Annotated in this window: 11 protein-coding genes; 2 read left to right on the forward strand and 9 right to left on the reverse strand. The window is 45.2% G+C overall.

The genetic code is table 11. The features are described 5' to 3' along the window. Positions 1 to 13: 13 nt before the first annotated feature. The 8 genes from ABHV44_RS11640 to ABHV44_RS11675 form a co-directional block, all read right to left on the reverse strand. On the reverse strand, positions 14 to 1,573 hold the full coding sequence (locus tag ABHV44_RS11640) for a T9SS type A sorting domain-containing protein (RefSeq protein WP_459074869.1): 1,560 nt from the start codon (positions 1,571 to 1,573) through the stop codon (positions 14 to 16). Positions 1,574 to 1,645: 72 nt separating this feature from the next. Further along, positions 1,646 to 2,467: a hypothetical protein gene (locus ABHV44_RS11645; protein ID WP_459074870.1), complete on the reverse strand. Its 822-nt coding sequence runs from the start codon at positions 2,465 to 2,467 to the stop codon at positions 1,646 to 1,648. Continuing rightward, positions 2,460 to 3,365, reverse strand: a complete 906-nt coding sequence (locus tag ABHV44_RS11650) for an ABC transporter ATP-binding protein (RefSeq protein WP_459074871.1) — start codon at positions 3,363 to 3,365, stop codon at positions 2,460 to 2,462. Before ABHV44_RS11650 ends, ABHV44_RS11645 begins: the two co-directional genes overlap by 8 nt. A gap of 3 nt (positions 3,366 to 3,368) precedes the next feature. Further along, complete coding sequence (locus ABHV44_RS11655) at positions 3,369 to 3,881, reverse strand: DUF4252 domain-containing protein (protein WP_459074872.1); 513 nt, start codon at positions 3,879 to 3,881, stop codon at positions 3,369 to 3,371. Next, positions 3,862 to 4,389: a DUF4252 domain-containing protein gene (locus ABHV44_RS11660; protein ID WP_459074873.1), complete on the reverse strand. Its 528-nt coding sequence runs from the start codon at positions 4,387 to 4,389 to the stop codon at positions 3,862 to 3,864. The genes ABHV44_RS11655 and ABHV44_RS11660 overlap by 20 nt, the downstream gene beginning before the upstream one ends. Further along, on the reverse strand, positions 4,386 to 4,913 hold the full coding sequence (locus ABHV44_RS11665) for a hypothetical protein (RefSeq protein ID WP_459074874.1): 528 nt from the start codon (positions 4,911 to 4,913) through the stop codon (positions 4,386 to 4,388). The genes ABHV44_RS11660 and ABHV44_RS11665 overlap by 4 nt, the downstream gene beginning before the upstream one ends. Continuing rightward, a complete protein-coding gene (locus ABHV44_RS11670; RefSeq protein WP_459074875.1) occupies positions 4,894 to 5,412 on the reverse strand; it encodes an RNA polymerase sigma factor in 519 nt (172 codons plus the stop codon). The genes ABHV44_RS11665 and ABHV44_RS11670 overlap by 20 nt, the downstream gene beginning before the upstream one ends. A 54-nt stretch (positions 5,413 to 5,466) precedes the next feature. Next, positions 5,467 to 6,288 carry an EI24 domain-containing protein gene (locus ABHV44_RS11675; protein ID WP_459074876.1) on the reverse strand — a complete coding sequence of 274 codons (822 nt, stop codon included), beginning with the start codon at positions 6,286 to 6,288 and terminating at the stop codon, positions 5,467 to 5,469. Between the two features lie 136 nt (positions 6,289 to 6,424). Between ABHV44_RS11675 and ABHV44_RS11680 the strand changes: the two genes are divergently transcribed. Further along, complete coding sequence (locus ABHV44_RS11680; protein ID WP_459074877.1) at positions 6,425 to 8,272, forward strand: PAS domain-containing sensor histidine kinase; 1,848 nt, start codon at positions 6,425 to 6,427, stop codon at positions 8,270 to 8,272. On the opposite strand, the gene ABHV44_RS11685 is transcribed toward ABHV44_RS11680, so the two are convergent. Next, the gene (locus ABHV44_RS11685; RefSeq protein WP_459074878.1) at positions 8,269 to 8,703 is read right to left on the reverse strand and encodes a hypothetical protein; all 435 of its coding nucleotides are present in this window, start codon (positions 8,701 to 8,703) and stop codon (positions 8,269 to 8,271) included. The genes ABHV44_RS11680 and ABHV44_RS11685 overlap by 4 nt on opposite strands. A gap of 158 nt (positions 8,704 to 8,861) precedes the next feature. Between ABHV44_RS11685 and ABHV44_RS11690 the strand changes: the two genes are divergently transcribed. Next, the gene (locus tag ABHV44_RS11690) at positions 8,862 to 10,220 is read left to right on the forward strand and encodes a UDP-N-acetylmuramate--L-alanine ligase (protein ID WP_459074879.1); all 1,359 of its coding nucleotides are present in this window, start codon (positions 8,862 to 8,864) and stop codon (positions 10,218 to 10,220) included. The last annotated feature ends 299 nt before the right edge of the window (positions 10,221 to 10,519 follow it).

Here is a 10,519-nt window from a genome sequence, read left to right on the forward strand (position 1 = left end):
AAGTTCTTTTTAATTATTGTTGAGTACGTATAAGCTTCCCATTTGCAACGTTTTTGCCTTCAATACTTATCGAGTAGTAATAAATTCCATTCGACAATAAAGGCATCTCGATTTGTGAAGTGCCTGGTTCAAGTCTTTTTTCAAACACTACCTGACCAACGCCTGAATAAATTTTGATCTCCGCTGTTTGGTTGAGCTCACCTTTGATTTTAAGCACACGATCGAAAACAGTTGGATAAACTGTAATCACGGATTTTTCTCCCTCAACGACTCCCACAGTTCCGCACTCGCCATCTTCCCAGCTAGTCACGCCACCGTAGTAATAGGCGTAACAATCGTTTGAGTAAGTCACGCTGTCGCAACCGCAAACAGGATCGTAGACTTCATAACATCCGTATTCTTCATCCACCTGATCGGGGTTTTCGCAATTCTCAGCACAACCGGCACAGTCTTCAATGTCCTGATAAAAATATTCGCTGTAATCTACGCCATCGTCACCAACGTAATCACAACCGGAAATCGCCTCGCAGTAAGAGCCGTTCCAGATAATTCCCAAAGGCATGGCGCACTCGCCAAAATCTATTTCACTTAAGTCGATACAACCGGAGGCGTCTCCACAGAGCACCTCGCAGGCAGCCGGTGAAGGGTGGATGGCATCATCGTAATCCACCTGATCATCGCCAACTGTGCTACATCCGCTAATCGCCTGACACTCTCCGTTAACAGGGCCGTAGCCTAGCAGAAGTTCACAGTCACCAAAGTCAACTCCGGCAAGATCAGTGCACTCATCTACTCCGTCTCCGCAAGTTGCTTCACAAGCTGATGGACTTTCGTGAATGGCGTTTGAGTAATCGATTTCATCATCGCCCACTGTGCTGCAGCCACTGATGGTTTGGCATTCGCCATTAATAAGGCCGTAACCGAGCACTGCATCGCAAGGTCCAAAGTCAACTCCGGCCAGATCGGTGCACTCCTCTACTCCGTCTCCGCAAGTTGCTTCACAAGCGGCTGGACTTTCGTGAATGGCGTTTGAGTAATCGATTTCATCATCGCCCACTGTGCTGCAGCCACTGATGGTTTGGCATTCGCCATTGACAAGGCCGTAACCGAGCACTGCATCGCAAGGTCCAAAGTCCACTCCGGCCAGATCTGTGCATTCTTCAACTCCGCCTCCTCCGCAAAGTGATTCACAGTCTTCCTGAGAGTGAAACGCATTTGCATAGTCGGTGCCATTGCTCGCTGTGGTACTACAACCGCTAACTCCCTGGCAAGTGCCATCTACAATAGCATAACCTAAAAACAATTGGCACAAGCCAAAATCGAGTCCTGCCAGGTCAGTGCATTCATCTACTTCGCCTTCACTGCACTCGCCATCTGTCCAGCTTGTAACTCCATGATAATTCAGCGCCACACACTCATTGGAATAAGTGACACCATCACAACCACAAACGGGATCATAAATCCCTGGACAAAGTACGTCCTGATCAATTATATCCGGATCGATGCAGTCGGACTGAGCAAAATTCAGAGAAATGATAAAAAGAGAAACAAATAAGGTGAGAAAAGTACGCATGACGAATTTGTTTTTTGGTTTAATTCTATGACGCACTTCACTGGTTTCTCGTTGCTCGCAACAAAAGTTAATTTATTGCAAGTCTCTCTTAGTCAAAAGCAACCAGGAGCAGAGCAAATAAATACCGATGTAGCCCAGTCCAATTGACAGATCCTGAAAGCTGACGTAATCCTGGATCTCTCTGAAAAAATACTTTTCAATCGGCATCCTGATGAAGTTCCAGGAGGATTCTACAGGAAACATGTCTCCCAAAAGTGGCATTTCAAAATTGTAGGTGACCATGGCGGCACCAATAGGCTCAATGATGTAGACCCAAAAAATGATCAGTGCGATGGCAAAACCCGCTCTTTTGATTAAAAGTGCCACAACGAAGCAGAACATCAGGAAACTGAAAACTTGCAGGAAATAGGCACCCACGAATTCAATGTTCCTGACGACATACTCGAAACCTGTAACTGGAGAAAGGGAATAACCCGCAACCAGTCCGAGAGCGAAAAGTGCCAGTGTCGCGACAACGCTGACGGCAAGTATGAAGTAGATCTTTGATCTTAGGTACTCTCCCTTGCTCAGTCCATCGATTACATTCTGACGAGTCACGCTGTAGTCCAGATCGTTGGTAACGCTGATGATTATTATAAAACTCAGCAGGATCGTAATGCATTTGTAAACGTAGGCGAGGTTTTGCCAGATGTCCACAAAATCGAAGATTGGAAGCTGACTGGGCAGGATGGGAATTTGCTCCGAGATTACACCTTCCTGGGTATCCAGCCAGTTTAGAAATCCGTTGGTCACTACCGGAATCGACAGGAAAGCCAGAACCCACAAAATGGTGAGGACTTTGAAATAGCGCGTATGTCGCAGTTTCTGAAATTCAATTGATAGTAGCCTACTCATGATTGTCCTCCAGTATTTTTAAGAATTGATCTTCGAGACTTCGATTTACTTTTTGCAGGTGACTTACCACAATTCCGTTGTCTACCAACTGTCGGTTGATCTGCAATGGTTCGACCTCACCTTTTGTCATGACTTGCAGATGTGGACCGTTGCTACGGATCGACTCTACTTCGGGCATTTTCTGAAGAGCTTGCTCCAGACCAGCCAGATCTTCAGCCCCAATTTCAATAGGCGAACCGGAGCTAAGGTCAGTAGCGACATTTCCAGTGTAGATCAGATCTCCTTTTCGAAGGACGCAAAAGTCGGTGCAGATTTTTTGAACCTCAGAGAGAAGGTGGCTCGCAAGCAAAATGGTTTTGCCACTAGAGGCAATGTCCATGATCAGTTGACGAATGCCGGCAATCCCCTGCGGATCGAGGCCGTTGGTAGGCTCATCCAAAATGAGAAGCTCGGGATCACAAAGCAAGGCCGATGCGATAGCCAACCTTTGCTTCATTCCCAAAGAGTAGGATTTAAACTTGTCGTCTTTTCGTTCCAGCAGTCCTACTTCTTCAAGCCTCGATGGGATTACGGCAGGGTCAATCTCTTTAATTTTACAAACGATCTTGAGGTTTTGAACTGCCGAGAGATGCGGATAAAAAACCGGCTTTTCGAGAATTGCTCCTAATCTTTTTCGCACTTCCTTATCATCACCTTTTTCGCCAAACCATGAAAAGCTTCCACTGCTCGGATTCACAACTCCGAGCAGCATGCCCAGGGTTGTGGTTTTTCCACTTCCGTTGGGTCCAAGAAGCCCGAAGACCTGACCGCGCATCACTTCGAGGTTGAGATTGTTAACCGCCCTCACTTTTCCGAAATTTTTGCTGAGGTCTTTTGTAGATAAAATCACTTCCGACATTGGCTAAAAGGGGTTTGAGAATTTGGAAAAATCGTTCATCAGCTTGGGAATCAAGGTCATGAGTTTTCCAAGGTCAATTTCACCTGTGAGCTCGATTGCTGTCCACTGTTCGGCTGAATCCATCAACAAGAGTATCCGACTCTGGTCGCCTCCAATCTCCTCCTTGTAAACTTTGGCTCTGGTATCACCATCTTTCAGACTCATCATTTCTTCAAAGTCAGTTTTCAGTACCTCTTTCTCCACAGGTTCTGTGAGCTCCGGTCGGTAATCTTCGTGCAATTTGTTGGCCGAGCAGTAGACCACCAGTCTGGCACCTTCTACCATTTGGCTCATGGAGCTGTCCAACAAAACCGTGGTGGCCGTGCGAATCATACTTTCATACAGGAAGTACGTTGAAACGCAATTGTAATTTTTGTCCTTGAAATTTTGGATTGCCTCGCTTTGTGCTTTCACCGAGAGGGACAGGAAAAGCGCGGCCAATACGAAGAGAATTTTCTTACTGTTTCTTGCCTTCATCGTCAATGTGGTCGAGGTATTTCATTCCTTCAATGTTCATTTGTCGCGACAACTTCGATAGCTCCTGCAGATTTATCAGCCCGCGGATGCTCATCAAAACTACCGACTCCTTATCTCCGAAAATCATAAAGACTTCGTGGATATTGCCATCAACTTCTTTGATGAAAAAAGTGAAGTTTTCATCGGGTTCGCTCACAGACAAAAGCTCTTCGTAATCGGAAGAGGGCTTTCTCAATGCCTTTCTGTAATAGGCAAGTCCATCGTCCATATTTTCCTTGGTGATGATTCTCATGCCGCGCAAGTCAGAAATGGTTTCAAGCAGCTGGCGCTCTTCCTCGGTTTCTGGCTCCACGTGCATAAACATTTCGAACATTTTGCTGGAAATAGACACCCGGGTCACGTTTTCATCCGAATCGATATCCGGAAAAAACTTCGAGATGGCATCGTCTTGTCCCAGAGCCAGTGCAGCAAAGGCACAAAAGAAAATTGTGATTATTGTATTTTTCATTTTTCTGTCGGTTTTATCTTATTCTGAGCCTGATCCAGTTTTTTAATTTTCATGATTTCACTGCTGCCTTCATTGAACTTAGAAGACATCATAAACAGCGCTTCTTTGGTAGCCTCAAAAGCTTCTCGAGGATTCTCGTAAGTATCGGCCGTGGCTTCAACTCCAGCCATTTGGTCTACAGGGGTTTTCTCCTGTGCCCAATACCAAAGTGTTGCTGAAAGTGCCACAATCAAAACTGCCGCTGCCGCTCTCCAGGCAAATCTGATATTCACAACGCGGCCTCCAGAGCGGCCATCACTTTCATCGATTTTATTGAATAGCTGTTCTTCAAAATCGACTGGCAGTTCGGCCATTTGCGACCTTTCCTTTTTTACCAGAAAGTACTGCTCTGCATCGGCAAACTCTTTAGGGATGTTCGTAGAGTAAAGAAAGTACTCTTCGAGCGTTTTCTCTTCCTCCAGAGAAGTTTCTCCTTCCCAAAATTTGTCGATGAGTGGCGCTATTTTATGCTTGTCGTAATCCATGTTCATTCAATTTTTTTATGGCCTGTCGGATAGTCGTCCTCGCTCGATGAATATTCACCTTCACCAGGTTGATATCAGCATTGCAGGCCTCTGCGATTTCACTATAGCTCATTCCTTCAAAATCTCTGAGCTCAATCATTTCACGCTGTTTATCGGGTAGAGATTCAATACACTTTTCAACGTTTTTAAGCATTTCCTGCTGTTCAAACTTTGCCTGAGGACCGGGATCATTGTCAGATAAATCGTACTGCCCGGCCACATCAAAGTGGTTTCTGCCCTTCCGCTTCAGCTTGTCGATCGAAGCGTTTTTTACCATCGTTACACACCATGCTTCCACATTCGAGAAAGCACTCATCGGTTTTTCACTTTCCCATACTTTCAGCATCACATCCTGCACGATGTCGGCTGCTTCTTCGCTACACTTCATGTACCGATAAGCAAAGCCGAAAAGCTTGTTTTTCAGCGGGATAATATGTTCCGTAAATTCCGATTTGGTCATGGCCGGAAGGAAGACGACTCTTCGTTGGTTTTGTTACAAGGTATTGGAAATATTCTATTTCTCTATCTCCATCGGCTCGACTTTGCGCACTGCCAGGGTGGCTCCCACCGTGCAGGTCACCGGAGCGATGATCATTCCCGCAAATGGAATGTACATCCAGAGTTGGAAAAACAATCCATTGGAGATTGCCAGTCCGCGATTGCGATGGAGGTAGGCAACGCTCTCTCTGACCGAAAGCCGATATCGCTCTGCATTGAAGTCGATAGAAGCTGCACCGTAATAAAACGAACTGAGTAAAAAGAGAAACACAACTGTGGCAGGAGCAACCACAACCGAGAGTGGAGAGAAAAACAAACTAACAGCAAGATTTACGATCCAGGCAGCCAAAATGAGTCCCATTTCTATGGCGAAATTTCGAATTGATATCACTATCCCTCGCCAAACATCTTTGAAAAACTGAGGCCAGGAAAATGGAAATTCTCTACCCGTTAGAATTGCATCGACCCGTTCGCTCAAAAGCGCCATCAGCGGAGCCATTAGAATGAGGACAATGTATTTCTGCAGTTTGAAATAGAGGTAGATAAGGAGAATGTAAATGACTACGACCGTTGCGTATTTTGCAAAATTTGCCAGCCAGTATTTGATAGTTTCCCATTCGTAAAATGCACCTACAACGGGATTTTCGATTTCGAAAAATCGGAAAACAGGTGTACTCACTAAGTCAACCAGCTCTACCAAACTGAAAGTGAAAGCCGTAATCATAATAATGGCCAGCACAAGGGGATAAATGAAAAAATGTAACAGTCTGTGTCTGAAAATAAAACTGATTGCGTTGAAATATTCCCTGATCCCGGTCCAAAATCCAGTGAAATGCATAGGCATTAAAGTTGTTGAATTTTCTTAAACAGAAAATAAAAGGTTGATCTATTCATTATCAGTATTTTAATTAACTTTATTTTTGCCGGTTCCTATTGCGGCACATACTGACACTACAAACATGAACATTTTTGAAATGAGATTGAGCCAAAAACAATCTCCTAAAGCTAAACTAGTAAAAGGGGAAACTGCATGGACCTTAGACAGCGATTATAACCTCGTAAGTTGGAACGATTCGTTTTCATTGCTTTCTGCCCGAATGGGGTTAACACAGCTACCGGCTAACTTCTTCGACCTGGATCTCACAGACGACCAAAAAGCAGCATTCGAAACTTTCTTTAAGAAAGCTCTGAGGGGTGAATTTCAAACCAGATTTATTTCAAAACAAATTTCTCTTCAGGAAAGTCCCGGGTACCTTCGTTTTGAGAAAATGAAGAGCACTCAAGGCGAATGGCTCCTCTGCACTTTTTCCCCCATCGATGAAATTCACCAACATAAATTCCTGCTTAATTATCTCGAAAGCCTGCCCTCATCGAGAGATGAAAAGAAGATGTGGTTTTACTCGATAGACAACGAAGGGTCTATCACATACCTGAGCGAAAACGCTGAAAGATTAACCGGATACGCCAATCGCGACAGAATTGGGCAACACGTTTTGGGTAAACGAAATGAAAAGGAGCAAAAAGAACTACTCGAGTTTTGGGACAGCTACGTGAAACGTCCGAGACCTTTTGACAACCTGTTCACGAGCCTCACAACCAGTGATGGTAAAAAGCTCTATCTGAGAGGAACTGGCGTACCAAGCTACGATAATGAGGGAAATCTGCTAGGATACTCAGGAACTATGAGCAATATCACTGAAGAAAAAAAGCTTTACGAAAAGCTGATTTCTTCGGAAGAACTGAACAGAACCATAGTGGAGACGCTCCCTTATTCTTTCATGATTTTGACGGCTGACGGCAAGCTAATCGACTACCACCCACACAATGCAGAAGAAGACCTGGGACTCACGAACGACAGCATAGGAAAATCCATAGACCAATTGCTCAAAACCAAGAAGCAGGATTTTTTGATAGCGCCAATTGACAAAGTGCTCAAATCGGGTAAAACGATAACCCTTAATGTAGAGCTAACGAACAACGTAGGGAGACCTGTAGATTACGAAATTCGTTACATCCTCCTACACAGCAGCAAAAATCAGGTGCTGGCGGTGATGCGCGATATCACCGACTCCAAGGAGGCTCAGCAAGAGCTGGTGAAATCGATGAATGAGTTGAATCTCTCGAATAGAGAATTGGAACAGTTCGCATACACAGTTTCTCACGACCTCCAGGAGCCGATGAGACTGGTCAGTAGTTACCTTCAGCTCATTAAAATGAAGAGCAGAAACGAGCTCGATGAAAAAAGTCAGACTTATTTGTCGATGGCTATCAACTCCTCGGATCAAATGCGCAACCTGGTGACCAATTTGCTTGAATACTCTCGACTTGGACATCAAAAATTGAAGGTGAAACCCTTAGAATTCGGCAAGCTTTTGGAATCTCTGAAGTTGATCTTTGACAAGAAGCTTCAGGAAAAACAAGGGAAAATCGAAGTTGGTGAAATTCCAGATTTTGTTTGCGACCCGCTTCACTTCTCATTGCTTCTCCAAAACCTGGTGGGCAATGCGCTCAAATTTTCAAAAGAGGACACTCCACCAGTCATCAAGATTTCTGGAAGAGATACAGCAGATGGAAAAGTTGAACTCTGCGTGGAAGATAATGGAGTCGGCATGGAGCGTTCTCGCAAAGACTCGGTTTTTGGAGCTTTTGAGCGACTCAACAATACCGCCCACATCGAAGGCCACGGTCTGGGAATGAGCATCTGCCGAAAAATTGTGATCAGCCACGGAGGCAAAATTTGGGTTGAGTCAGAGCTCGGAAAAGGCACTCAGGTTTATTTCACAATGCCAAAAGATTCCAGTCAAATTCCGACTGACAGTTAACCCGCAGCAGCTACCTTTGCCTGACCCTGACTGTCGTTCGATTTTTCGTTTCCGGAATTCGACTTTACGATGTACATAAAAAAGTAGATCACTTCCGCGATAAAACCGATAAGTACAAAAAGCAATATCCACACTACGCGCTCAGTGCTTGAGAATTTCTGCTGCTTTACTGCGTGAAGAATGTAGACGATAAGCACTACAAGACTGGCGGCCGAGAGCACAAGGCTGGTGATAATCAGAAAACCTATTCCAACAACAGAAGTCGTCCCGATAATACTTTCTACAAAAGCTTCTGGGTTACCGCCCATGCTTTCTGTAGCAGCCACAGACATGGCAAAAGTGATGGCCATAATGGCTACAATAATTCCGAAAATGGCCGGCAGGAAAGTTCCAATGCCCAACCAGATTTTTTGTGATTTAGTAAGATTCATGGTTTGTGTTTTTTTGGTTTAGTGAGTCTAATCTACCGAGTTTTTTACACGCCACTATTCATAAATACACGAACCGAATGAAATCAATGGCGAATCGTTTTAGACCTTTGGTTAGTGGTAAATCCCTTTTGCTCATCTAAAGCACGATTTTTACAGTTATGAAAGTACACTTCATCGCCATAGGCGGCAGCGCCATGCACAACCTCGCCATTGCTCTTCACGACAAGGGCTACGAAATCACAGGATCCGATGACGAAATTTTTGAGCCCTCAAAAGGAAGGCTACAAAAGCGCGGACTGCTGCCTGAGAACATCGGCTGGCAGCCAGAGCTGCTCGATGAAAGCTACGATGCTGTGATTATCGGAATGCACGCCAGGGAAAACAATCCAGAATTGGCAAGAGCAAAAGAACTCGGACTCAAGCTCTACTCCTACCCGGAATACATTTACGAGCAAACGAAGGACAAGACGCGAGTAGTGATTGGCGGTAGCCACGGCAAAACGTCCATCACCTCCATGATTTTGCACGTGCTCAACAAAAATGAGATCGATCACGATTACATGGTGGGCGCCCAACTCGAGGGTTTCGACTGCATGGTAAAACTGACCGAGCGCGCTCCAATAGCTATCCTCGAGGGTGACGAGTACCTCTCCTCTCCCATCGATCGCAGGCCGAAGTTCCACCTCTACAAGCCGCACATCGGTTTGATTTCGGGAATCGCCTGGGACCACATCAACGTGTTCCCCACTTTTGAAAATTACGTGGATCAATTTCGGGTTTTCACAGAGGTGATTGAAGAAAACGGAACGCTGATCTACTGCGAGTCGGACAGTGAAGTGCACCGCGTTGCAGATGCAGCTCCAAAGCATCTCAACAAAAAAGCTTACCGTGCACATACCCATGAAATCCGCGAAGGCGTCACTTACCTGAAGACTGAGTTTGGCGAATATCCGCTGCAAATTTTTGGTGAACACAATCTTCAAAATCTAAGTGGAGCGCTCGAGGTTTGTCGTGCGCTGCGTGTTCCCGATGAAAAGTTTTACTCTGCGATCTCGAGTTTCAAGGGAGCTTCAAAAAGGCTGGAGCTGGTAAGGAGATCTCCAAAATCTGTCGTGTACAAGGACTTTGCTCACTCACCTTCAAAGCTGAAAGCTACCACAGAGGCGGTGAAAAAACAATTTCCCGAACGTGAATTGATCGCCTGCATGGAGTTGCACACCTTTAGCAGCCTCAACAAGGAATTTTTGCAGCAGTACAAGGGATCGATGGCGCTGGCCGACTGGGCTTTTATTTACTACTCGCCTCACACATTGGAGCACAAAAAGCTACCCCCAATTTCGCCCGAAGAAGTCAAGAATGCTTTCAACAGTGACAACGTCACCATTTTCACGGATTCGCAGAAAATGCGCGTGGAGCTGTCGCAAATGGATTGGACCGATCGGAATTTGTTGTTGATGAGTTCGGGAAATTTTGACGGGATTGATTTCGAAAAGCTGGCAGATGAGCTGATCGGTTGATTGGAATAATGTCACCCCTTCGGGGTTTTCTTTTACGTGTTGATCTTTTTTACAATAGTGTCATCCCTTCGTGATTGGCTACTCAGTGATGTAGATTCCTCTCCATACCTTCGCTGAGCTTTTGTCTACAAAGAAAGCCGCACTTGTCCTTCAAAGCCATTGGGCGAAGGTGGATAAGGCGCAAAGCATACAGCTACGCAAAGGAACCACAGTAGGCACAGTAGAATGCAAAAGCCTTTTTCTATGTGTCTAATGTGAGGTTGATCAGGCTGCATCCGATTTGGGAAAGTAGCTAAGGC

Source organism: Halocola ammonii (genome assembly GCF_049334165.1).
Classification (GTDB): domain Bacteria; phylum Bacteroidota; class Bacteroidia; order Flavobacteriales_D; family Sanyastnellaceae; genus JBEGHD01.

Bases quoted from the DNA above. Each gene is read 5' to 3' on its own strand.
- ABHV44_RS11640 (WP_459074869.1), bottom strand. From the start codon at position 1,573: ATGCGTACTTTTCTCACCTTATTTGTTTCTCTTTTTATCATTTCTCTG.
- ABHV44_RS11645 (WP_459074870.1), bottom strand. From the start codon at position 2,467: ATGAGTAGGCTACTATCAATTGAATTTCAGAAACTGCGACATACGCGC.
- ABHV44_RS11650 (WP_459074871.1), bottom strand. From the start codon at position 3,365: ATGTCGGAAGTGATTTTATCTACAAAAGACCTCAGCAAAAATTTCGGA.
- ABHV44_RS11655 (WP_459074872.1), bottom strand. From the start codon at position 3,881: ATGAAGGCAAGAAACAGTAAGAAAATTCTCTTCGTATTGGCCGCGCTT.
- ABHV44_RS11660 (WP_459074873.1), bottom strand. From the start codon at position 4,389: ATGAAAAATACAATAATCACAATTTTCTTTTGTGCCTTTGCTGCACTG.
- ABHV44_RS11665 (WP_459074874.1), bottom strand. From the start codon at position 4,913: ATGGATTACGACAAGCATAAAATAGCGCCACTCATCGACAAATTTTGG.
- ABHV44_RS11670 (WP_459074875.1), bottom strand. From the start codon at position 5,412: ATGACCAAATCGGAATTTACGGAACATATTATCCCGCTGAAAAACAAG.
- ABHV44_RS11675 (WP_459074876.1), bottom strand. From the start codon at position 6,288: ATGCATTTCACTGGATTTTGGACCGGGATCAGGGAATATTTCAACGCA.
- ABHV44_RS11680 (WP_459074877.1), top strand. From the start codon at position 6,425: ATGAGATTGAGCCAAAAACAATCTCCTAAAGCTAAACTAGTAAAAGGG.
- ABHV44_RS11685 (WP_459074878.1), bottom strand. From the start codon at position 8,703: ATGAATCTTACTAAATCACAAAAAATCTGGTTGGGCATTGGAACTTTC.
- ABHV44_RS11690 (WP_459074879.1), top strand. From the start codon at position 8,862: ATGAAAGTACACTTCATCGCCATAGGCGGCAGCGCCATGCACAACCTC.